General features: G+C 67.3%; 21 protein-coding genes. 13 read left to right on the top strand and 8 right to left on the bottom strand.

The window, feature by feature from the left end; translation table 11 throughout:
- Position 1: 1 nt before the first annotated feature.
- Positions 2–2674 carry a hypothetical protein gene (locus AC0J5J_RS14325; RefSeq protein WP_474898607.1) on the bottom strand — a complete coding sequence of 891 codons (2673 nt, stop codon included), beginning with the start codon at positions 2672–2674 and terminating at the stop codon, positions 2–4.
- 183 nt (positions 2675–2857) lie between these two features.
- Between AC0J5J_RS14325 and AC0J5J_RS14320 the strand changes: the two genes are divergently transcribed.
- Positions 2858–3202, top strand: a complete 345-nt coding sequence (locus AC0J5J_RS14320) for a LysR family transcriptional regulator (protein WP_134425125.1) — start codon at positions 2858–2860, stop codon at positions 3200–3202.
- A 20-nt stretch (positions 3203–3222) separates the two neighbouring features.
- Here AC0J5J_RS14320 and AC0J5J_RS14315 read toward each other — a convergent pair whose 3' ends face one another.
- The 4 genes from AC0J5J_RS14315 to AC0J5J_RS14300 all read right to left on the bottom strand — a co-directional run bounded on the left by AC0J5J_RS14315 (position 3223) and on the right by AC0J5J_RS14300 (position 7110).
- Entirely contained in the window at positions 3223–4476 is a 1254-nt protein-coding gene (locus tag AC0J5J_RS14315; RefSeq protein ID WP_474898606.1) for an FAD-binding domain-containing protein, read from the bottom strand.
- Between the two features lie 118 nt (positions 4477–4594).
- Positions 4595–5434, bottom strand: a complete 840-nt coding sequence (locus AC0J5J_RS14310) for a bacteriorhodopsin (protein ID WP_198414250.1) — start codon at positions 5432–5434, stop codon at positions 4595–4597.
- A 214-nt stretch (positions 5435–5648) separates the two neighbouring features.
- Positions 5649–6383, bottom strand: a complete 735-nt coding sequence (locus AC0J5J_RS14305) for a DUF2461 domain-containing protein (protein WP_474898604.1) — start codon at positions 6381–6383, stop codon at positions 5649–5651.
- 154 nt (positions 6384–6537) lie between these two features.
- The gene (locus AC0J5J_RS14300) at positions 6538–7110 is read right to left on the bottom strand and encodes an HhH-GPD-type base excision DNA repair protein (protein ID WP_474898602.1); all 573 of its coding nucleotides are present in this window, start codon (positions 7108–7110) and stop codon (positions 6538–6540) included.
- Between the two features lie 52 nt (positions 7111–7162).
- Here AC0J5J_RS14300 and AC0J5J_RS14295 point away from each other — a divergent pair, with 52 nt between their 5' ends.
- The 8 genes from AC0J5J_RS14295 to AC0J5J_RS14260 all read left to right on the top strand — a co-directional run bounded on the left by AC0J5J_RS14295 (position 7163) and on the right by AC0J5J_RS14260 (position 14294).
- Positions 7163–7678, top strand: coding sequence for a 2'-5' RNA ligase family protein (locus AC0J5J_RS14295; RefSeq protein WP_474898601.1), 516 nt, complete (start codon positions 7163–7165; stop codon positions 7676–7678).
- Positions 7679–7809: 131 nt separating this feature from the next.
- Positions 7810–8385, top strand: a complete 576-nt coding sequence (locus AC0J5J_RS14290; RefSeq protein WP_134425133.1) for a GNAT family N-acetyltransferase — start codon at positions 7810–7812, stop codon at positions 8383–8385.
- A 59-nt stretch (positions 8386–8444) separates the two neighbouring features.
- Positions 8445–11156 carry a winged helix-turn-helix domain-containing protein gene (locus AC0J5J_RS14285; RefSeq protein ID WP_474898600.1) on the top strand — a complete coding sequence of 904 codons (2712 nt, stop codon included), beginning with the start codon at positions 8445–8447 and terminating at the stop codon, positions 11154–11156.
- Positions 11157–11282: 126 nt separating this feature from the next.
- The gene (locus tag AC0J5J_RS14280; protein WP_474898598.1) at positions 11283–11975 is read left to right on the top strand and encodes a hypothetical protein; all 693 of its coding nucleotides are present in this window, start codon (positions 11283–11285) and stop codon (positions 11973–11975) included.
- Positions 11975–12208, top strand: coding sequence for a hypothetical protein (locus AC0J5J_RS14275; protein WP_474898597.1), 234 nt, complete (start codon positions 11975–11977; stop codon positions 12206–12208). The genes AC0J5J_RS14280 and AC0J5J_RS14275 overlap by 1 nt, the downstream gene beginning before the upstream one ends.
- The gene (locus AC0J5J_RS14270) at positions 12205–12906 is read left to right on the top strand and encodes a DUF2306 domain-containing protein (protein WP_474898596.1); all 702 of its coding nucleotides are present in this window, start codon (positions 12205–12207) and stop codon (positions 12904–12906) included. The genes AC0J5J_RS14275 and AC0J5J_RS14270 overlap by 4 nt, the downstream gene beginning before the upstream one ends.
- Positions 12903–13925 (top strand): NAD(P)-dependent alcohol dehydrogenase, encoded by a 1023-nt coding sequence (locus AC0J5J_RS14265; protein ID WP_474898594.1) that lies wholly within the window; start codon positions 12903–12905, stop codon positions 13923–13925. Before AC0J5J_RS14270 ends, AC0J5J_RS14265 begins: the two co-directional genes overlap by 4 nt.
- A gap of 96 nt (positions 13926–14021) precedes the next feature.
- Positions 14022–14294 (top strand): DUF2277 domain-containing protein, encoded by a 273-nt coding sequence (locus AC0J5J_RS14260; protein WP_134425116.1) that lies wholly within the window; start codon positions 14022–14024, stop codon positions 14292–14294.
- A gap of 396 nt (positions 14295–14690) precedes the next feature.
- Here the strand turns inward: AC0J5J_RS14260 and AC0J5J_RS14255 are convergent, their stop codons facing one another.
- On the bottom strand, positions 14691–15491 hold the full coding sequence (locus AC0J5J_RS14255; protein ID WP_474898592.1) for a hypothetical protein: 801 nt from the start codon (positions 15489–15491) through the stop codon (positions 14691–14693).
- Between the two features lie 460 nt (positions 15492–15951).
- On the opposite strand from AC0J5J_RS14255, the gene AC0J5J_RS14250 reads away from it, so the two are divergent.
- Positions 15952–16692 (top strand): hypothetical protein, encoded by a 741-nt coding sequence (locus AC0J5J_RS14250; protein ID WP_474898590.1) that lies wholly within the window; start codon positions 15952–15954, stop codon positions 16690–16692.
- Between the two features lie 460 nt (positions 16693–17152).
- A complete protein-coding gene (locus AC0J5J_RS14245) occupies positions 17153–17734 on the top strand; it encodes a hypothetical protein (protein ID WP_474898588.1) in 582 nt (193 codons plus the stop codon).
- Positions 17735–17873: 139 nt separating this feature from the next.
- On the opposite strand, the gene AC0J5J_RS14240 is transcribed toward AC0J5J_RS14245, so the two are convergent.
- Both AC0J5J_RS14240 and ychF read right to left on the bottom strand, forming a co-directional pair.
- Positions 17874–18548 (bottom strand): SDR family NAD(P)-dependent oxidoreductase, encoded by a 675-nt coding sequence (locus AC0J5J_RS14240; RefSeq protein WP_474898587.1) that lies wholly within the window; start codon positions 18546–18548, stop codon positions 17874–17876.
- 215 nt (positions 18549–18763) lie between these two features.
- Positions 18764–19837: a redox-regulated ATPase YchF gene (ychF, locus tag AC0J5J_RS14235; RefSeq protein ID WP_134425110.1), complete on the bottom strand. Its 1074-nt coding sequence runs from the start codon at positions 19835–19837 to the stop codon at positions 18764–18766.
- 83 nt (positions 19838–19920) lie between these two features.
- Here ychF and AC0J5J_RS14230 point away from each other — a divergent pair, with 83 nt between their 5' ends.
- Together AC0J5J_RS14230 and AC0J5J_RS14225 are read left to right on the top strand one after the other, a co-directional pair.
- Positions 19921–20538 carry an exonuclease domain-containing protein gene (locus AC0J5J_RS14230; protein ID WP_474898585.1) on the top strand — a complete coding sequence of 206 codons (618 nt, stop codon included), beginning with the start codon at positions 19921–19923 and terminating at the stop codon, positions 20536–20538.
- Between the two features lie 54 nt (positions 20539–20592).
- Entirely contained in the window at positions 20593–21966 is a 1374-nt protein-coding gene (locus AC0J5J_RS14225) for a DNA recombination protein RmuC (protein ID WP_474898583.1), read from the top strand.
- The last annotated feature ends 84 nt before the right edge of the window (positions 21967–22050 follow it).

Here is a 22050-nt window from a genome sequence, read left to right as displayed (position 1 = left end):
CCTAGTAGCCGTAGGCGTAGACCGGCTTGCCGCCCTCCATGGTGATCCGGCCGTCCACGTAGAAGTCGCGCTGACCGGTCATGGGCTCGACGGTGCCGCTGAAACCCTGACGGTTGTAGGTCACGCTGGCGGAACCCTGGACGTCCGTGGTCACGTACCACTCGTCGTCGTAGGAATCCTCGATTTCGAACGTCGCGGCCTCGTCGATGGTCCAGGCCACGTCCGTGACGGTGCCGAAGTCGAACGTGTACATCGGGCAGTCGTCGGCGTCGAGTTCCTTCAGCGCCACACACGCCTCGACCATCGCGGTGACCTGCTCGTCGATGCTCTTCTCGAAGGCCTTGGTGGGCACCAGCTCGAGTTCGACGCTCTCGCCCCCGTCGAGGTAGGAGGATCCGACCGTTGTCGTGCGGGGCTCGGCCGTGATCCACTCGTCGTCGCCGGCGACGCCGACGGTGTACTCGCCCGGGAACGCGAGCAGCTGCACATAGCCGTCACCCTGCTGCCCCTTGGTGAGCGAGACGGTGACGCCGTTGACGTCGAGTTCGGTGATGCCGTCGCTCAGCATGACGTCGAGGCTGGACAGCCCCACGGTGCTCAGCTTCCAGTCATCGAAGAACAGCAGGGTGGACCCGGTCCGCTTGAGCTCGTATAGTTCGGTGGACTTGCCACCGTCCTGCTTGAGCTCGGCGGTCACCTGGGCGGAATCCCCGTTGATGCTGACGTCGGTGATCGTGAAGTCGGTCACGCCGCCATCCGTCGCCTGAAAGACCTTGTCGGTCAGCAGCACACGCTCGGCCCGGGTCCCATCCGGAACCGAGAGTTCGAGAGCGGCCGACGCGTCCTGGTCGACCAGTGCGCCCAGGTAGCTCTGCACCTGGTGCTTGGGGCTGTAGACCGTCTTGTTGACGACCGCGATACCGATCGAGGCGGCCACCACGAGAACAGCGGCACCGCCGACGAGGCCGAGGACGAGGAGCAACCGGCGCTTGCGCTCGGGAGTCATCGGCTCGGTTGCCCCGGAGGCGACCGGAACGCCCACGCCCGGGCCTGCAACGGCGTCCGCGGCGTCGCCCGACATGGCGGTCATCACGGCGGGTTCGCCCACCGGCGCGGTGGGACGGATGCCGGCAGTCAGGGGCACACCGACCCGCGCCGTGAGCCGCCCGACCCGGGCGATCCAGGCGGCGGGGATGAGCGCGATCAGTGCCGGGGCCAGGTACAGGGCCACCGCCTCGACGAGTGCGCCGAGAGCCGCGAAGACGAGGAACGCCCAGGCGGCCAGACCCACGGATCCGCGGCCGGAGCCGGCGCCTTCCAGCAGGCCGATCAGGGAGTCGCTGTCGGAGCCGGCGTCGACGGTCGTCCAGCCGCTGATGCTGCCCAGCAGGGACGCCAGGACGCCCACCAGGGCGAAGGCGACGATGGTGGTCACCCAGGAGACCGACGACGCGGGTGCGCCGGTCGGGCGCCGCAGCCGCAGAATGATCCCGGCGCCACAGATCAGGGCCAGGTTGACGATCACGATCAGGGCCGTGGCCCAGAACGGCAGCACCGCCGGCATCCAGTAGCTGTCGGGGACGCCTCCGAGGGGCAGCGAAGACAGCGCGCCGGTGAGCGTGATCGGTGCGAAGTTGACGAAGCCGAGGCCGTCGAGCACGGCCGTGGGGAGCCACAGCGGCGCGGTCAGCAGGGCGTTCACCCCCACCTCCACGACGGTCCAGATCAGCAGCCCGACCGTGAGGAGGGCGGCGAGAACAGCCGTGTAGAGAGCGACAACGGGGGCGGTTCCGCGGACGTTGTCGCGCACGACGCGTGACGCGGGCGCCGCGGCCGGAGGCAGGGTGGCGGGGCGCACGCGTCCGGCGACGCGGGCGCGGCCGGCGTAGGCGGCGATCGTGCCGAGCGCGAGCGCGCCCAGGAAGGCGGTGAAGGAGGCTGAGGACAGCGCCACGTCGGAGTCCAGCGCGGAAGCCAGCTCGTCGGACGAGTCCAGGCGCAACGGGAGAACGGCCGCCACGATCACGGTGAGGAGGGCGAGAACCAGGCCCGTCGGCACCGACAGGAGCCACCGGATGCCGCGGGTCGCACTGCCCTGCAGTCGCTCGTCCCGGCGGGCGAGGAAGACGCCGGCCGCGACAAGGAACGCGGTGATCACGAGAGGGAGCCACAGGAACGAGACGGATGCGGTGACACCCAGGACCGTCGAGGTCCCGGTCAGCGTGCCGCCGACGGCGAGACCCACGAGTTGGGCCGGCGCCTGGAACGCCCAGAACCACTCGGGGTCGGATTCCAGGAGGCTCACGCCGAGAAGCAGGGTTACGACGAAGGCGAACACCCAGGCTGCAAGGAATACCAGGGCACCGGCTGCGGCGGCGGCGATGAATCGTTCGGGTGACACGCTGCGCACGAGCGCTCCGGCACGCGTGACGACCGTCGGGCCGGCGGGCGCGGCCGGAGTCCCGGCAACGGGAGGAGCGGGCGGGCCCGCCGGCGGCACGGGCGGAACCGCAGCATCCGCGGGCGGCGCAGGCGGCGCGGGCGGACCGGCCGGCGGTTCAGGCGGTGCAGGCGGACCCGCAGCATCCGCTGGCGGCGTCACAGCGGGCTGCAGGTTCGTCGCTTCCAGATCGTTGTTCGTCGCGTCAAGGCCGGAATCCGGCTCTCCGCCCAATTTTGAATTATCCATAAATCCCCCAGTATCAGCACTTACTCTATCAGCTGGGAAATACCTGAGAACCTGGTCACGCCGGGGGGACGCCGTCGTCGCCGGGGGCATCCGTCACGACTCCCCGGACTCGGCGCGTACCCTATGAGTCTGCCTGCGAATCGTGCGGGTCAGAAGAAAGGCGTTTCCGTGGACATCACCCTCCTCCGGCACTTCATCGCCGTCGCCGAGGAGTTGCATTTCCCACGCGCCGCGATGAACCTCAATATCTCCACCCCGAAGCTGCGCTCCTCGATTGCGAAACTCGAGGCGAACCTCGGCGTCGTGCTCATCGACCGCACCACGGAGACCACCCGGCTCACCACCGCGGGCAACCTGTTTCTGACGGATGCCCGCGCCGAGCTGGCTGCCTCGAACGAACCCTGGAAGCCGCCGCTGCCCGCGGGCGGCAAAGCCAAAGCGGCGAAGGGCAAGGGCCGCGCGCCCGAGGTCAAAGGCCAGCCGCGGCCCGGCAAGCGCCGCCAGGGGCGCTAGCCGGAGCTCCCCGTCGACCGCTAGAGACCGTCCAGTCGCGCCATGTCCTCCGACTCGTCGGCAGCGCGCACTCCGGCCGAGGCCCGGCGCCAGGCAGAGAAGCTGGCTACCGAGCCGCTGTGCGGCTCCACCAGCCACGGCCACGGATGCAGCTCCGCCGCACCCTCCGCGTACCGAGCGAAACTGGGTACCGGTGCAGACGTGACGGCTGCGTCAAGGCCCGGAACGATCACTCGGGGGTCGCCCAGGTGCACGACCACCTCGCGGCGGCGGGCCAGATCCTGAAGGGTCTCCACCGTGAAGATCAGCCTCTTGCTCGACAACCGCAACCGCTCCAGGGCCGGCTCGTCGAAGACGAAGACGACCGGAAGCGCGGGATGCGCGATGAGGGCCGGATCGGCGTCGCCCAGGGAGTCCACCGTCAGGAGCACCGACCGGGCAGCCCGATGCCGGACGACGTCGGCGGGCCCCCTCGTGATGGACAGCTGAGGGTCGCGGGTGAGGTTCGCCGGCGCATCCGTCACCGGCGGAACGGCGGCCGAGGCCGGAAATTCCTGGATCGGGCAGGCCCGGGCGAGCGGGCAGTCACGGCAGAGTTGCGGCGCCCGTTTCTCAACCTGCCAGCGGGCGAAGCCGTAGGGTGAACCGGTGCCGGCCCCCACCGTCCACTGCCAGCCCAGCAGGTTGGCGGCGCGGGAGCCGTCGAGCAGGTGCCGGTAGAACTCCTCCTGACCGGCGTGCCACCCGGCGCCGGACCGGACCGTGTACTGGGAGGCCAGCCACATCCGGGTCTGGTTGACGAGCCAGCCGTCGGTTTCCAGCTCCGACACCACCGACTCGACGCAGCGCATGCGCTGCGGCCAGGCCTCGGGTTCGAATTCTCCGGCCCAGGGTGCCGCGAAGCGCAGGTTTCGGTGCAGGGCCCCGCCCACCCGCGCGTAGAGATGGCGCGCGTATTCCTGCCAGAGCAACTCATCCCGGAATTTTCGGGTGTCCCGGGCCGGTCCGCCCCCGACGTGCTCCCACACCCGGCCAAGCGGCAACAGCGAGTGCCGAATATACGGTGAGAGCCGGGATGCCCCGCGAGCGCTCTCCGGGAGTACCTGGCTGCGCTTGGCCGCATAGCCCGCGACCGAGAAGCCGGCCAGTGCACGGTCGGCACTGGTCTGGCCGCCGCGGATGCCGGGACTCGGCCTCACCTCGTCGTCGACCAGATGGGGCAGGTGGCGGGCCACAACGGCATCCGCAGGTCCGTCATTCAGGGCGATGAGCACACCTGATTTTAGACTCCGACCCGGGCGAACTGGATGCAGAAACGGGCCTGGGCCGGTCGCGATCATTCGATCACGACCGGCCCAGGCCCGTTGGCTGCGCGCCGGAGGCCGGGTGGGCCTACTTGCCGCGTGCGTTCGTGCCGGCTGCCATCTCGTCGGCTTCATCGACCGACAGTTCGAGGCGTGCGAAAGACGGGTCGTCCGCGAACGACTTCATCCGAGCGATCTTGTAGATGATCAGGCCGTAGAGGGCCTTGGCCAGGATGTCGGCGATCGAGTAGCCGATCTGCTTGCCGACCCAGGCATCCGAACCGTCGATGCCGAGCATCGGCAGCAGGTAGGCGATCGGGTAGACACCCCAGGTCAGCAGCAGCAGCAGGCGCAGCTGGCTGATCGTGCGGCGCACACTTGCCGGCTGACGGTCGAGGGACTTGGTCAGTTCGACGAACAGGACGTAGAGGATGTACGCGAACGGAATGGTCGAGAGCAGACCGAAGATTCCGCGTACCGCGTTGTCGCCGCTGAGCTCGCCGGGGTACCCGAGGATGATCATCAGGGCCGAGGCCGGGATGAGGCGGTAGAGGAGGCTGGTCTGCACCTTGCGGGCCAGGGCGAGAACCGCGATCAGTTCGAGCAGGAGCAGAGGAACGGTGAGGAGCCAGTCAACGTAGCGGTAGCCCTCGTTGAAGGATGCCCCGGCGACCTGCACATAGTCGCCCGCACCGCCGATGGCCTCGGTGACGAACGCTGCTTTGAAGGAGTCGAAGATGCGGAAGTAGTGGTACGCGGCAATCGCACACACGATGGCCGCGACGGTCATCGCCTGACGGTAGCGCGGGAGAATCCGCTTGAGGGAGACGATGATGAAGATCGCCGTGAACAGCTGTGAGGCGATGACGAGCGAAAACATGTTGTAGACGGTGTCGTATTGAATCTGGGTGAGGGAATCGGGAATCACTTTTTGTCCTCCGGATGAGCGAGAAAGAACTGAGATATCGCTGTGCAGACGTGCTTTGCTGTGTTGCTTGATTACTAATCAGCCTAAATGCTGAACTGATTGCTTACTAGGAATTTAGTACTAATTTCCTGAGTCTAAGCAGGGAGTATCCAGACAGATTTAGTGAGGAATGTACACCCGATCAGGGAGTCCCGAATGGGGACGACAACGTCACTCACACGGCCGTGGAATCACCCTGTTCGCGGCGGCCGGTTGCGGCCTCCCGCTGCAGTGGCGTCACCGAGGAAAGCGGCACGTTCAGCAGATCGACCAGCGGAGCGAGCGCCCGGAACCGCTCCAGCACCAGGTCGGTGAAGTCCTCGCCGAGCGCCGCGGCGCCGGGCAGGAAGCCGGTCATCGCCCAGCTGCGGTTCTGCAGCAGATCGACGGCCGGGTGGTCGGCCGGGAAACCCTTCGGCGCACGCACGAGCGGGTTGCCCGCCAGCGGATCGGCCAGTCCGGTGCGCGACACGTCGGCCAGCACGCCTCGCATCGCCCTGTGGTGCTCGAGCAGATACTCGCGAATGGCGCGCAGCTGCTGCGGTCCCGGACCCCAGGACCCTCCCGCGACCATGACGCTCTGCACACCCACCTGCACGAAGAAGCCCGCTCCCCCGGTCTTCTCCAGACCCTGCCGCGGCCAGAAGGCCGCCAGATGGGTCTTGTAGGGGGTTTTGTCGTGGGAGAAGCGCACGTCGCGGTAGATGCGCATCATGGCCTTGTTCGGCGGCCGGAGATGCTGGGGTGCGAACTCGCCCAGGCCGGCGTTGATCGACTCGATGACGGCCAGCATCCGTGCCTTCAGCTCGATCTCGTAGACGGGCTTGTGCTCTTCGAACCACTCGCGGTTGTTGCGGTGTTCCAGCTCTTCGAGAAAGTCAAAGGTCTGCTCGCTGAAATGGGGGCCCACTGCACACTCCTCGATCTGGCCGGTAACGGTCTAACCGCGGGTACCGCCCTGCTTCACCACCCTACGCAGGAACAGCAGCGGCAGTGTGACGGTCGCCACGGCCGGGACCAGCCAGACCACGAGGGTGGCCAGAGGATCAGGAACCGCACCATGCCTACTCCGTCTTCTTGGCCGCTGCCTTCGCCGCCCGCTTGGTTTCCCGCACCCGGCTCAGAGATTCCGGGTCGACGATGTCGGCGACCGACCGGAACGAGCCGTCCTCGCCGTAGGGGGCGGATGCCTCCCGCCAGCCCGGCGCCGTGAGACCCTGCCGCTTGCCGAGCAGGGCCAGGAAGATCTTCGCCTTCTGCTCGCCGAACCCCGGGAGCGCCTTCAGGCGCCGCAGGATCTCGGCGCCGTCCGGGGAGCCGGTGGTCCACAGGGCGGAGGCGTCGCCGTTCCAGTCGGCGGCGATCACCCCGGCGAGGGTCTGCGTGCGCGCGGCCATCGAGCCGGGGTAGCGGTGCACGGCCGGCGTGGCCCGGAAGACCTCGACGAAGGCGTCGGCGTCGAAACCGGCGATGGTCGACGGGTCGAGCGTGCCGATCCGGTCGCGGACCTTGGCCGGCCCGGCGAACGCGGTCTCCATCGCGATCTGCTGGTCCAGCAGCATCCCGAGGAGGAGGGCGAACGGGTCGTCGCTGAGCAGGGCGTCGGCGGCGGAATCGCCGGTGAGGTGCAGCATCATCCGCCCATTGTGCCACCGGCCGGGCGCTGCCGGTGGCGCCTAGACTCGGCCCATGTCCCGCCTCGTCGTCGTCCTCCCGCTCACGCCGCTCCGCACCGGCGACAGCTTCCCGGTGTCGGACTGGCCGCTGCACATCACGGTGCTGCCCCCCTTTCACACGGATGCCGCGGCATCCGTCATCGCGCACGTCATCTCGGGTGTCGTCGCCGCGACCATCGCCGGCGCGCCGGGCGGCGGGACCGCACTGACTCCCGTCGCGGGCGCCGACGCGCTGTTCGGCCGGCGGGAGGACGTGCCGGTGACGCTCATCGAGGACGACCCGCAGCTCACGGGGTTGCACCGCGCCCTCGTCGACGCTGTGCGGCCGTTCGCCTCCACCCCGGATGAACCCGCGTTCACGGGTCCCGGCTTCCGGGCCCACATCACGATCAAGAACGGCGCCCGGGTGCACGCGGGCCAGCGGCTCGCCCTCAGCCAGATCGCCCTCGTGGACATGGCGCCCCGATCCGCGGCGAGCGGGCGCACGGTGCTCGCCACGTTCCCTCTGGCCGCGCCGGGCCCGGCCTGACCTCGACCGGAAATGTCGACCTCGGCGCCACCCTCCTGCCGAAGGATCCGGCCCGGGCTGCCCTTCCGGATGAGCACGCACGGTGGCACCATTGGCCCCGCGAAGTGAGGGCTGAGAGGATGGCGACGACGATGACGATCGAGGTGACGCCGGCCCACGACTTCGCGGACATGGCGACGATGTTCGAGCCGAAGAACCCCGAGTCGTCTGTCTGCTGGTGTCTCTCCTGGCGGCTGGGCTCCGCGGAGAACCGCGAGCTCCGGGGCGCCGCTCGAGCCGACAAGGTACGGGAATTGTGCTCGCGGGAACTCGCTCCCGGCGTGCTCGCGCACAGCGACGGGGAGGTCGCCGGGTGGGCCGGGATCGCCCCGCGCGCCGAGCTGCACCCCTTCGCTCACTCGCGCAAGATCCCGCACCTCGACGAGCTGCCCGTCTGGTCGCTCTGGTGCCTCCGGGTGCGTCCCGGGTACCGCAAGCAGGGCGTCACGCGCGCACTCATCGACGGGGCCGTGGCGTACGCGCGGGCATCCGGCGCCCCCGTCGTGGAGAGCTACCCGGTCGACAACGCGGGACAGCGGGTGGACCTCACAATGGCCTACGTCGGCACGCGCAGCATGTTCGAGCGGGCCGGCTTCACGAAGGCCGCCGACACGAGCGCCGTCGCGGGCGGCTTCGCGCGCATCCTGATGCGACGGATGCTGCGCTGACCCCGAACTCGCATGGCCGGTGGGCTGGAGCTCACCTGCCCTGTCCCTAGGATGAGGTCATGGCGATGCCGGTCCTGGCCACAAAGCTCTTCATCCCGAGGCTTCGGTCCGGTGCAGTGCCTCGCCCGCGCCTGGTCGAGCGTCTGCAGGAGGGACTCCGCGCCGGCCGGAAGCTGCTGCTGATTTCTTCGCCCGCCGGTTTCGGCAAGACCACGCTGCTCACCGAGTGGATAGCCGATGCCCAGCGGCGGGATCCTCTGCTGCGGGTCGGCTGGCTGTCTCTCGACGAGAGCGACAACGATCCCTCGCGGTTCCTCACCTACCTGACGAACGCGCTGCAACGGGCAGATCCCGCGATCGGCGCAGGCGCAGCAGTCCTGACCCTCCCGGTCACGTCGTTCGAGCCGGCCCTGACCGGGCTGATCAATGACGTCGCCCAGAGTCCGCAGACGATCATCCTGGTGCTCGATGACCTGCAGGTGATTGAGGCACCGGAGGTCCGTGACGCTCTGGTCTTCCTCCTCGAGCATCTTCCGCAGAATCTGCACGTGGCCGTGGCGAGCCGCTCCGATCCGCTTCTGCCCGTGGCGCGATTGCGCGCCGGGGATGAGCTCACCGAGTTGCGGGCAGCCGATCTGCGCTTCACTCCGGACGAGGCCGCCGCCTTCCTGACCGAGATGGTGGACCTGCAGCTCTCGGCCGACGACATCGCCGCCCTCGAATCGCGCACGGAGGGCTGGATCGCCGGGCTCCAGCTGGCGGCCCTCTCGATGCGGGAACGCTCGGATGTCTCCGGCTTCATCCACGGGTTCACCGGGAGCAACCGGTTCGTGATCGACTATCTCGCCGAAGAGGTGCTGCAGCGTCAGCCCGAGCAGGTGCGGGCATTCCTGCTGCGCACCTCCATCCTGGACCGGCTCACCGGCCCCCTCTGCGACGCCGTCACCGGGGAGGCAGGGAGCAGCGAGATGCTGGCGTCCCTCGAGCGGGAGAATCTCTTCGTCATTGCCCTCGACGACCGGCGTCATTGGTACCGGTATCACCACCTCTTCGCGGATGTCCTGCGGGCGCGGTTGCGTGCCGACGGGCCGGATCGGGTGGCTGAGCTCCATCGACTCGCCAGCGCCTGGCACGAGCAGAATGACCTCCCGGAGGAAGCGATCACTCACGCCCTGGCGGCCGGGGACAGTGAACGTGCGGCGACGGTGATCGAGGGGACCGTGCCCTCCGTGCGGCAGAGCAGGCAGGATGCGACGCTGCTCGGCTGGCTGAAGTTGCTCCCGGACGACGTCATCCGCCGCAGGCCGGTGCTCGGCGTCTACTGCGCGTGGTCCGCATTCGTCTCCGGTGACGTAGAGGCTGTCGAACCCCGCCTGAGCGACGCCGAACGGGCCCTGGCGGCCAGGAACGATGACGGCGAACCGACGCACCGCTCCGCCGCCGGCGCGGAGCTTCGGAAGCTTCCCGTGACGATCGCCGTCTATCGGGCAGCCCTGGCGCAGGCGCAGGGGAATGTGAGCGGGATGAAGGAGCACGCTGGGCGCGCCCTGGATCTCACCCTTCCAGACGATCATCTCGGGCGCGGTGCGGCAGCCGGCCTCCTCGGACTCGCTTCCTGGGCCGACGGCGATCTCGACGCCGCCCTGCGGGCCTTCGCCGAGGTCAGGACCAGCCTGCGACTGGCCGGCAATCTGGCCGATATGCTCGCCACCACCCTCGTGCTGGCAGACCTCCTGACGCCGATGGGACGACTCCGCGAAGCCGAGAGCGCCTTCGCACAGGGCCTGCAGCTCGCATCGGAACAGGGAGAGCCGCCGCCGCAATCGACGGCCGACCTGCACACCGGCATCAGCGAACTCCTGCGCGAACGCGACGAACTGCCCGCCGCCAGAGCGCACCTGCAGGTGAGCGAGGAACTCGGGGAACGAGCCTCCCTGCCCGAGAACCGCTACCGGTGGTTCGTCGCGATGGCGCGGGTCCGGGACGCCGAAGGACATCAGCACGCCGCTCTCGATCTACTCGCGACGGCCGAACGGCTGTACCGACGCGGGTTCTTCCCGGAGGCCCGTCCGATCGCCGCGATGCGAGCTCGGCTCTGGATCAAGCAGGGACGACTGACGGATGCCCGCGCCTGGGCCGACGAGCACGGCCTGTCTGCGGAGGACGAGCTGACCTACCTGAGTGAGTTCGGGCACATCACCGTGGCGAGGCTGCTCATCGCGCAGCACCGGGGCGATCCGCGTGAGGGAACGATCGGGTCGGCCATCCGTTTGCTTGACCGGCTCCTGGCCGCCGCCGAAGCAGGCCGCCGCACCGGAGTCGTCCTTGAGATCCTCCTGCTGCAGGCACTGGCGGAGGAGGCGCAGGGTCGCATCCCGTCCGCCCTGCCTTCGCTTCGCCGCGCGCTCACCCTCGCCGAGCCGGAGGGTTACCTCCGACTCTTCGCCGACGAAGGCGAGCCGATGTCGGCGTTGCTCCGTGCGGCCGCCGAGACGGGAACCAGCCCCGAGTACGTGAGACGGATCGGCCGGGCCCTGCGCACATCCGGTGCCGGCACAACCGGTCTGCCGACCCTGCCTGAGCCATTGAGCGAGCGCGAACTGCATGTACTCCGGCTTCTGGCGACCGAACTCACCGGTCCCCAGATCGCGCGGGAACTGTACGTTTCGCTCAACACACTGCGCACCCACAGCAGGCACATCTTCGGCAAACTCGACGTCAACAGCCGTTCGGCTGCCGTCAGCCGTGCCACCCAGCTGGGCCTGATCTAGTCAGCCAGTCGGCATAATCACCACCTCGGTCACCACGGGGGGTGATGCCCCGTCACCACGTGTCTTCGTAGATTCGGGTCGTTCTCAGGTATCCACCTGGGGCCACTCAGAGCATCGGAGAACCTCATGAACATCACGCCTTCCACACTCACCCGAGGGGCCGCGGGTGCCGCCGCCCTGTCCGGGTTGATCTATATCGTCATCCAGTTCATCCACCCCGCCGACGAGGTCACTTCCCTCACCACCCAGACCTGGGTGACGGTGCACAGTCTCAGCTTCGGCATGGCCGTCCTCGGCCTGGTCGGCGTCACGGGCCTCTACCTTCGCCAGGTGCGCCAGTTCGGGCTGCTCGGCCTGATCGGCTACGCGATGTTCGGACTCTTCTTCATCCTCCAGTCGGCCTTCGTCTTCGCGGAGGCGTTCATCGCGCCGCTGGTCGCGGCGGACGCACCGCAATTCGCCGAGGACTTCGTCGGCCTCTTCGGCCGAAACCCGGCCGAGACCGACCTCGGCCTTCTCGCCGCACTTCCCCTGATCGGCGCCGTGGTCTACACGGTCGGCGCCATCCTGTTCGGCGTCGCCGTCCTCCGGGCCCGCGTCCTGTCCCGTGGGGCCGGTATCCTCTTGATCGCCGCTGCGGCGGTGACGCCCCTCGCGGGCGCGCTGCTTCCGCATCCGCTCGAACGGATGGCCGCGATCCCGATGGGCCTGGCCCTGATCTGGCTCGGCTACTCACTGTGGTCGGACCAGCGCACCAGCGCAGCGCAGAGCATCCGCGCCGCGCACGGATCAGCTCTCGACCACACGACGGTGTTCTGATGAACCGGGAGAACGGTGACCTCGCCCGCTATGAGATTCGGCTCCGGGGACAGCTCGAGGAGAGCTGGAGCGACTGGTTCGAAGGCTTCACCCTGACCGGGACAGTCGATGGAACCACCGTGCTCACGGGCTCGGTCATCGACCAGGCCGCGCTGCACGGGCTGCTCCGGCGCGTCAGCGACCTGGGTGTGACGCTGATCTCCGTCAATGCCCTCGGAAGCAGGCAACCATGACCGCGGGCATCGTGACTGCCGCGACACCCCGCGGCGATCATCGGTCCGGCTCTCGGAGGCACTGGCTGGCACCGACCGGGTTGATCCTCCTCAGCCTCATCCCCGTGCTCGCCGGGGCGGCGCGGCTCACCGAGCTGACGGGCGGGGCCGTCGCCACACCGCAGAACGCCCGGTTTCTCGACTCCCCCGTGCCCATCGTGACGCACATCCTCAGCGTGACCGTGTTCACCCTGCTGGGCGCGTTCCAATTCGTGCCGACACTGCGTCGCCACCGGGCCGGCTGGCATCGCGTCACCGGACGCATCCTCATCCCGGCGGGCCTGCTCGCCGCGCTCTCCGGCATGTGGATGGCCGCTTTCTACCCGCATCCAGCCGGGGATGGAGCCCTCCTGGTGGTGTTGCGGCTGCTCTTCGGGGCAGCCATGGTGGCGAGCATCGGCCTCGGTGTTCGCAGCATCGTGCGGCGAGACGTCATCCGCCACGGCGCCTGGATGACCCGCGCCTACGCCATCGGAGTGGGAGCCGGCACCCAGGCCGTCGTTCTCATCCCACAATCGATCATCTTCGGTTCAACCGACGAACTATCTCGCGCCGGGTTCATGGGTGCCGCCTGGGTGATCAACCTGGCGGTAGCGGAGTACATTATCCGCCGGCGCCCCAGACCTGTCCTCACCCCATCATTCAAGGAGTCGCCATGAAGTCACAACCAGACACTCGCACCCACGGCCAGGATGTGCGGATGCGTGCCGCCGTCTATCGCCGGTTCGGCCCTCCGGAGGTGGTGCAGATCGAAGAGGTGCCCAAACCCCAGCCGCGGCCGGGCGAGGTGCTCGTCAAGGTCTACGCGAGCACGGTGAGCGCCGCTGACTACCGGTCTCGCTCGCGCAACGTCCCGAAAGGGCTGGGACTGCCCACTGCGCTCGCGCTCGGAGTGTTCCGCCCCCGCCGGCGGGTCCTGGGCATGGATGTCGCCGGTATCGTCGAGGCCGTGGGCTCGGGCGTCACGTCGTTCGGGCCCGGAGACGAGGTGATCGCCATGCTCGGCAGCCGGTTCGGCGGGCACGCGGAATACGTCTGCATCCCGCAGGATGGCGTGATCACGGCGAAGCCACGGAACATGACCTTCACGGATGCCGTCACCCTCGTCTTCGGCGGAACCACCGCCCAAGCATTTTTCAGCCGCGCCGCGATCACACCGGGCAGCACCGTTCTCGTGAACGGCGCATCCGGTGCGGTAGGCACGGCGGCAGTGCAGCTCGCCAGGCAGTTGGGCGCCCGGGTCACCGGTGTGTGCAGCGGCGCCAACCGCGAACTGGTCACCGCGCTCGGCGCCGACCGGGTGATCGACTACACGACGACGGATTTCCTGCTCGAGGGGCAAACCTACAACGTCATCATGGATTGCGTCGGGAACGCCCCCTTCGAACGCGCCGCGGCGCGCATCACTCCCGGCGGCGCCCTGTTGCTCGTCATCTCCGATCTGAGAGGTCTGCTGCTGGCCGCCTGGCACACCAGGACGAGCGGGAAGCTGGTCGCCGCGGGCAACATCGCCAACACGGCGGAATCGCTGGCTGTGCTCGTCGGCCTCGCGGAATCGGGTCGCTTCCAGGCCGTCATCGACCGTACCTACGACCTTGCCGACGTTGCCGCTGCGCACCGCTACGTCGACGACGGGCACAAGAGAGGCAATGTTGTGCTGCGGATCGCAACCGGTTGACCGCCGGGCACAACCGGTGCGGCAGGTGCCCGGGGCGGCGCGGCCACCGCCGAACTGCGGGGTGACGACGCCGGGACAGGTGGTTATTCTGGGGGCATGTGCCGGAACATCCACACTCTGCATAACTTTGAGCCTGCCGCCACCGACGACGAGGTGACCGCCGCCGCCCTGCAGTTCGTGCGCAAGATCAGCGGCTTCACGAAGCCGTCGAACGCCAACGCCCCGGCGTTCAACCGGGCTGTCGAGGAGATCGCCCACATCTCGCGGCACCTGTTGGAGGACCTGGTGACCACGGCTCCGCCCAAGAACCGGGAAGTCGAGGCGGAGAAGGCGAAAGCCCGCTCAGCGAAACGGTTCACCGCGGCATAGGGCTGCGGATGTCCGTGCTTGGCGACCGGGGCGGAGACGAACCGACACGGTCAGCTCCGTGACGCGGAGCGCCATGCCCGGTGGCTAATTCAGGAGAATCATCCGGCCCGAGGCGGATCCACTACCAAAGCTGACAGCATCCTCGGGCGACCGATCTCCTGAATTAGCCACACCTCCGGGTGCCTGTCGTTGCAGCGAGGCTTGACGTCGGTTCTCATGCGCCGGATGCTCCCCGGAGAACGCCGGCAGCCGACGTCGACGGATGCGGTCGAGCTCGTCTGGTGCGCCGGTCGGAGTCGACCGGACCTGTCGAGTACGACGAGACTCCCCACCCGCCACCGCCGGCAGCGGTAGCCCTGGGACAAGAACGACGACTCAGCAGCTGGACACTCTCACTTAGTCGGATGTCGTCGAGACTGGCAACGCGAGTCCGAGGAACGGCTCGATTGCGCGGGCGTACTCCTCAGACTCCCCTGAACGCACCACAGTCGCACCGTACGAGACGCGGATGTTGTCGAGTCGACCGTCAGCGTTCTCCGCCCAGGTCGCTGCCGCACCGGTGGGGTCCAGCGCCGTATCCTGGATGGAGACATCGACCCATTGGACGCCGTCGTACACCCTGGCGTTCCAGAGCCAACACTCACCGCCCTCGCGGTTGCAATAACGGTCGCGGTATTCCTTCTGCCAGTTCGGGTCGGCGTTCATTGCCTTGGAGTCCTGCTCCAGCACGAGCAGCCCGAGCCCGGCGGCACGAGTGACCTCACTGGCGGCATCGAGCACCGCCTGCCACTTCGCCGGGCGCGGAACGCCATCCGTGGCCGATTCGCAACAGTTGACGGAGATGAGCATGGACTCTCCCCCATAACCATTGCCGAGCTGCGGGAACCAGCGCTCATCACTGAACCACTCGTCCTCGGGCTCTGTAGACGTCATCTCCAGGCCTGAGGCGTCGGCAATCGCGGCCTGCAGATTGCCGATCAGCGCACGCGCCTCGGGCTCGAGCGCTGTCTGGTCTGGTCGGCCCAACAGAGCCTCCCCGTTCTGCCCCGCGTGAGCCGGGTAGTCGGCCCAGTCGACCGTGATCTCATCGCCCTGCGAATCTGTGTACGTGGTTGTCGGCGACGGTTCGACACCGAAGGCAGAGCAGCCGGTCAGGGACACGGCTGCCAGCAGAATCAGGCCAACGTGTCGTTTCATGCCCTGAGACTACTGCTCAGGGTTGCCCACAGCTCAAGCATGCGAACATGACACGGCCCTGCCTGCCGAAGCTGACGGGGCCGTTCTCAACACACGCTTTTTTTTGGATGTCGACGCGGAACCAAACCGTGTTCCGTCATTCCATCGCCGAACTGGGGTGTCTGAGGTCTTCGCTCTGAACGACCAGCGCCGGTGAGAGCGGGCCGCAGCGCTGCATGACGTCAATCTGGGCAATTGTTGCCGGAACGGACAATTGTGGCCGTTGCGCCGGCCACAATTGTCCGAAGCGGGAACAGTTGCGGCCCGGACCGCGGGCCACACGTGAACCGGGATCCCACCGCATTCCGCCACCAAGTACGTGACCGTGGAACGGCAACACCAGCCATTCATCCATTAGATCTCAGCGTCTGTGTGAAGATATGTTCGAGGGCGCTCATACGTCCGATGACCCGGGGGAACAATGATCGATAACGGCGTGTCACGTGTGGGCAAGGTTCTCTCAGGAGCGGTCCTCGTCGTTGGCGCGGTGTTCCTCACCGCCTGTTCCGGACCAGCAGCTCCTATCCCACGCACCCTCAGCCCGACGGCAACGCCCACAACGGCAACGGCAACCGAGTCGGCGCCGCCGGCTGCAGCCCGGGTGACTGACCTCGTGCTCAGCTCGACGTCGATCGAATTCCGAGATGCATCCGGGACCGCCCAATCCACGTTCGACTATTTCCAGCCGCCGGACGAACTGGTTTCCGCGCTAACGCTGGCACTGGGAAGCGCGCCGACCAAAAGCACGTGGGGCGAGGACGACAATCACCCAGGAGTTACCTACGCGTGGGACGATTTCGCCATCCACGACTTCGATCGAGTGGTGAACGGGGAGACATTGAACTGCCCAAGTTCCTCTTTCGGAGTGGAAACCGAGGCCCTGAACGGTGTTCGCATCCGCACAGTGGATGGAATCGCCGTCGGCGACAACGCCGCCGAAATTGCGGCACGTTATCCCGACACCTCGTGGAGAAGTGCTCCGCTGGGCGACCCCAAGGGCGAACCCGTCGAACTCCACATCGGCGTCGGTCACGTTTCGCTTCCACCGTGCGAGGCCGCGAGAGGAAATTCGGACCGCACGTATTCGGTCCGGCTTGATGCCCCTGATCCGCTCGGGCCGATCACGAGATTCTGGGGGCCTTCGGCGGACTGGGGCGACTGAAGCCTCACCAACCACTGAAACGGTGACGCTGATCTTCCCCCGGTGCCCGTTCAATGCGACGCGGCATCCGCAACGAGCGCGCATCGACTTCGACGGTTCCGGTCAAGTTCGGCTGCTGCGCCTGTCGAAGTCGGCCGGTTTTCGTCACCGACAGTCCTGACAACCGCCGAGGGTCGCTTCAGTCCGGGACGTTGCCGTGCCTCTGATTACCAACCGTGCAAGGATGTCTCCAAGTGCAGCCACCTGCTTGATGACTTCTGGGGGAAGTATGATCGTTCGCGGCGTGGAGGGTGGGTGCGGCACAGCGGTCGCAGCACTTGTTGTGGTTGCCAGCGTCCTGATTCTGACCGGCTGCTCCGGTCAAGCCGGTCCCGTCCGCGGCACCCCGGGTCCGTCTGCAACGCCGACGGTGGCTCCATCTGCCCCGACTGCATCGGAGCCTCTCCCGGTCACAGCCGCAGTGACGGACCTCTACATCAGTGCAACCTCCATCGACGTGCGAGACGGCTCCGGGGAGACTTTGGCCACGTTCGACTACTTCCAGCCTGCCAGCGAGGTGGTCGCCGGCCTGTCCGCAGCCTTCGGAAGCCCGCCCATCACCGAAGACTATTTGAGCGAAAACACCGAGCAGCATCCCGGCACTAGGTATTCGTGGGGTCATACCTACGCCAAGGATTCTGGTTCTGGCCTGAACCCCGACACGCCGGGTGATTTCGTCTTCGTCGACGAGGACCCGGTCGGGGTGCCACCTTATCTTCCCAACACCCGTGTCCTAGTTGCCTCCGACGCCGTGAACGGTGTTCATATCAGCACCATCGACGGGATTGCGGTCGGAGACAACGCCGCAGAACTCGCGGCACGTCATCCCGACACCGCTTACCGGAGTCCTCACGACGGCGCGCTCGACCTAACTGTGGGTCCCGTGCCGCTCCCACCCGCCGACTGGAACGCCGACCCTGTGTTTTCCGTCCAGGTCCGCGCTCCCGACCCACTCGGGCCGATCACAGTGTTTGTTGCTCCATCGCCGAACTGGGGCGTGTGACGCCCTCACCCCTGGGCAGGAACGCTGCTCCACGTCAAAGCGGAAATCCACCGAGTGGCATCGCAAAGCAACCATTCACAGCCACGTTTAGCGCCCTTCTGGCTATCTCCGCATCGTCGCTGCCGGCAGCGCAGTGCCCTTACTCCCTGCCGTCCTCAAGCGGGATGAGCATCGTTCGAAATGGACCAGCAACGGCGTGGAGGTCCCAGATGCGATCGGCGACGCCGTCGATGCCATCGTCAAGCTGAAGCTGAGGAATGCCTCCCGGGATCACGAGTTGGCTGACACGGACTCCCTCACCCTCGAGCGCGTCGTGGAGCATCTCGCCGTAGGCGCTCTCGGCCGGGAAGGCGACCGATGTGCCGGCGAAGTCGGCGCGGGCCTTCACTGAGGTTCCGCCGTTGATCATGATGATGCTGCCGCTACCTGACTGCCGCATCGCCGGGAGCACCGCACGCACCGCGTGAATGAGCCCGAGAGCCGAGAACTGCAATGCCTCCAAAGCCAGCTCCGGAGTCATGTCGAGCACCGGCTTCAGGTAGTCACGCGACGGAAGCGGGCTGTACTGCAACGTAGTGATGGGTCCGAGCTCTGCCGCAGCACGCGCAAGGGAATCTTCAAGCGCCGCCGGCACTCGGACATCCGCGGCGTAACCACACGCGGTGAAACCGGCAGCAGTGAGCTCCGCAGCCATGGAGTCGAGCTTCGACTGGTTTCTCGAGATCAGGGCGATTGAGAAGCCCTCGCGCCCGAACCTTCGCGCAACTGCTGCTCCGAGTCCTGGTCCAGCTCCGATGATGGCGATGACAGGCACGGTGGTTTCCTCCGAGTGATGATCTTGTGGTGCCGAGAGTGAAGTCTGATGGGTCGACAGCTCTGAGGATCACGCACCAGCCCGACCCCGGATATTGCCGGGGCAGGGTGATGACATGGTCGGGTACAGGGCAATTGTTGCCGAAACGGACAACTGTTGCCGGTGCGCCGGCAACAGTTGTCCGAAACGGGAACAGTTGCGGCCGGCACTGCGGGCTACACGTTGAAGCGGAACTCCACCACGTCGCCATCCTGCATGATGTATTCCTTGCCCTCGATGCGGGCCTTGCCCTTGGAACGGGCCTCCGCCACGGAGCCGGCCTCCATCAGGTCTTCGAAGGAGAAGATCTCCGCCTTGATGAAGCCCTTCTGGAAGTCGGTGTGGATCACGCCGGCGGCCTGCGGGGCGGTCCACCCCTTGTGGATAGTCCAGGCGCGCGTTTCCTTCGGGCCGGCCGTCAGGTAGGTCTGCAGGCCGAGGGTGTCGAAGCCGATGCGGGCGAGCTGGTCGAGGCCACTCTCGGCCTGGCCGGTCGAGGCCAGCATCTCGGCGGCATCCTCGGCGTCGAGCTCGCTGAGCTCGGATTCGAGCTTCGCGTCGAGGAACACGGCGTTGGCCGGCGCGACGAGGGCGGCGAGGGTGTCGAGCTTGGCCTGGTCCTGCAGCACGGCCTCGTCCACGTTGAAAACATAGATGAAGGGCTTCGCGGTGAGCAGCCCGAGTTCCTGGATCGGCTCGATGTCGAGCGCGGCCGACGAGAGCGGCTGGCCGGCGTCGAGGATCGCCTGCGCCTTGAGCGCGGTCTCGAGCACGATGGGGGGAAGTTTGCGCCCCTTGACCTCTTTCTCGAACCGCAACACGGCCTTTTCGAGGGTCTGCAGGTCGGCGAGGATGAGCTCCGTGTTGATGGTCTCCATGTCGCCGGCCGGGTTCACGGCACCGTCGACGTGCACCACGTCGGGATCGGCGAAGCCTCGGATGACCTGTGCGATGGCATCCGCTTCACGGATGTTGGCGAGGAACTTGTTGCCGAGGCCCTCCCCCTCGCTGGCGCCGCGCACGATTCCGGCGATGTCGACGAACGAGACCGGCGCCGGCAGCAGGGCCTTGCTGCCGTAGATGGTGGCCAACGCAGCGAGCCGGAAATCAGGCAGGTTGACGATGCCGACGTTCGGCTCGATGGTGGCGAACGGGTAGTTCGCCGCGAGCACGTTGTTCTTGGTCAACGCGTTGAAGAGGGTGGACTTGCCGACATTGGGCAGTCCGACGATTGCAATAGTAAGAGCCACGAGAGTCAATCGTACCGTCTGCGGCCCGCGGCCCGGTCGGCCCGCGGAGGCGCAGTGTCGGCGGCCCGTGAAAGGATGAAGCGGTGCCAGTCAACTTCACCGCCATCGACTTCGAGACCGCCAACTCCTCCAGCGCATCGGCGTGCTCGGTGGGGCTGGTGAAGGTGCGCGACGGCCAGGTGGTCGACCGGGTCGCCTGGTTCATCAAGCCCGCCGTCGGGCACGACATGTTTCTGGCCTGGAACATCAAGATCCACGGCATCCGGCCGACGGATGTCGCGGGTGCGGCCACCTGGGCCGAGCAGCTTCCCGACCTGGTCGCCTTCGCCGGCGACGACCACCTGGTGGCCCACAACGCCGGCTTCGACTTGGGTGTGATCAAGGCATCCTCCACCGTCGCCGGCCTGGAGGTGCCCGACTTCAACTACGTCTGCAGCCTGCAGGTGGCCCGCCGCACCTACCACCTCGACTCCTACCGACTGCCGGTCGCCGCGATGGCCGCGGGATTCGAGGGCTTCGCCCACCACGATGCCCTGGCCGACGCGGAGGCCTGTGCGGCCATCATGATCCACGCTGCCGACCGGCACGGGGCCGGCACCCTCGAGGAGCTGGCGCAGATCACCGGCGTGAAAGTCGGCGCGATCGGGCCGGTCGCCACGAAGGAGAAGTCCGCCACGCACGGCCCGATGGCCCTGAGCTAGGCGTCAACTCACCTCCGGCGCGGGAGTGTCGGTGGCCACTGGCAGAGTGGATCCATGGATTCCTGGTTCAGTCTCTTTGTCGGTCTTGTCGTCGGCGCCCTGCTGGGCACCCTGCTCACGGTGGTGTTCACGGCGCGCGCCGCGGATCGCCGCACCGCGGGCCGGTCAGGCAGCAACGACCCACTCGTGACCGAGGCCAACCACCAGGTGGCGCTGGCCGAGGTGTGCGCCCGGGAGGCGGGCATCCAATCCATCCTGCGCGAGGAGCTGGCCTCGGTGCAGGCAACGGCCGATGCCCTGCGCGGGCAGGTCGTCGACGCGGGGCGTCAGTACCGCGAACTGAGCGACCGCCAGCGCGATGACCAAGAGGCGCGCACCGAACAGCAGAAGCAGGAGAGCAGGGTCCTGCAGGCGCTCGCACCGGTCAAGGAGAGCCTGCAGGACATGCAGGCGAAGGTTGCTGAGCTGGAGGCCCAGCGCAGCCTGCAACACGGCGAGCTCAGCCAGCAGCTGCGGTCGGCGACCGAGTCTGAGGAGCGCCTGCGGAGCACCGCCGAGTCGCTCGCGTCTGCGCTGCGCGCCAACAACACGCGCGGGGTCTGGGGCGAAACCCAGCTGCGCAGCGTGGTCGAGGCCGCCGGTCTGATCGAGCGGGTCGACTTCGACGTGCAGTCGAGCATCACCTCCGATGCCGGCGCCGGCCGCCCGGACATGGTCGTGCATCTGCCCGGAGGCAAGAACATCGCCGTTGACGCGAAGGTGCCCTTCACGGCGTTCCTCGAAGCCAGTCAGATCCCGGTCACCGCCACCGGCGCCCTGGGCGCCCAGCGGACCGCCTACATGAAGGCACACGTCAAGGCCGTGCGCGACCACATCACCGCGCTCGGCAGCAAGGCCTACTGGCAGGGCCTGGAGGCGTCCCCCGAGATCGTGATCGCCTTCATCCCCAGCGAGTCCCTGGTCTCCTCGGCGCTGGAAGCCGACCCGTCGATCATGGAGTTCGCGTTCTCGAAGCGGGTGGCCCTCGCCTCCCCGGTGACCCTGTGGTCGGTGCTCAAGACGGTGGCCTTCACCTGGCAGCAAGACGTGCTCACGCATGACGCCAAGGTCTTGTTCGACCTGAGCCGGGAACTCTACGGGCGCCTGTCCACGACGGCCACGCACATCGAGAAGCTGGGCCGGTCGATCGAGCGCACGGTGAAGGACTACAACGGCTTCGTCGGCTCGATGGAACGCCAGGTCCTGCCCACCGCGCGCAAGCTCAACGCCCTCGACGAGTCGAAGGTGCTGGCGCCGCTGGTGGGGATCGAAGACACCCCGCGCGAACTGGCCGCCTGGGAGTTCGTGTCGGAACTGGAGTCCGCGGCGCTGGAAACTGCGGCGCTGGAAACTGCGGCGCTGGAGCCGGCCGTACCCCACACCGACTGACGCCGAGAATCGCCGTTAACGCTGAAAATCGCCGTCGGAACGGCGATTCTCAGCGTTTCGGGCGACACTCGGTGGATCAGAGCG

Source organism: Cryobacterium sp. TS_SC_7, from assembly GCF_056156285.1.
This window is presented reverse-complemented; position numbering and strand designations above follow the sequence as displayed.

Bases quoted from the DNA above. Each gene is read 5' to 3' on its own strand.
- AC0J5J_RS14300 (WP_474898602.1), bottom strand. From the start codon at position 7,110: ATGATGCTGCACCTCACCGGCGATTCCGCCGCCGACGCCCTGCTCAGC.
- AC0J5J_RS14295 (WP_474898601.1), top strand. From the start codon at position 7,163: ATGTCCCGCCTCGTCGTCGTCCTCCCGCTCACGCCGCTCCGCACCGGC.
- AC0J5J_RS14290 (WP_134425133.1), top strand. From the start codon at position 7,810: ATGACGATCGAGGTGACGCCGGCCCACGACTTCGCGGACATGGCGACG.
- AC0J5J_RS14285 (WP_474898600.1), top strand. From the start codon at position 8,445: ATGGCGATGCCGGTCCTGGCCACAAAGCTCTTCATCCCGAGGCTTCGG.
- AC0J5J_RS14280 (WP_474898598.1), top strand. From the start codon at position 11,283: ATGAACATCACGCCTTCCACACTCACCCGAGGGGCCGCGGGTGCCGCC.
- AC0J5J_RS14275 (WP_474898597.1), top strand. From the start codon at position 11,975: ATGAACCGGGAGAACGGTGACCTCGCCCGCTATGAGATTCGGCTCCGG.
- AC0J5J_RS14270 (WP_474898596.1), top strand. From the start codon at position 12,205: ATGACCGCGGGCATCGTGACTGCCGCGACACCCCGCGGCGATCATCGG.
- AC0J5J_RS14265 (WP_474898594.1), top strand. From the start codon at position 12,903: ATGAAGTCACAACCAGACACTCGCACCCACGGCCAGGATGTGCGGATG.
- AC0J5J_RS14260 (WP_134425116.1), top strand. From the start codon at position 14,022: ATGTGCCGGAACATCCACACTCTGCATAACTTTGAGCCTGCCGCCACC.
- AC0J5J_RS14255 (WP_474898592.1), bottom strand. From the start codon at position 15,491: ATGAAACGACACGTTGGCCTGATTCTGCTGGCAGCCGTGTCCCTGACC.
- AC0J5J_RS14250 (WP_474898590.1), top strand. From the start codon at position 15,952: ATGATCGATAACGGCGTGTCACGTGTGGGCAAGGTTCTCTCAGGAGCG.
- AC0J5J_RS14225 (WP_474898583.1), top strand. From the start codon at position 20,593: ATGGATTCCTGGTTCAGTCTCTTTGTCGGTCTTGTCGTCGGCGCCCTG.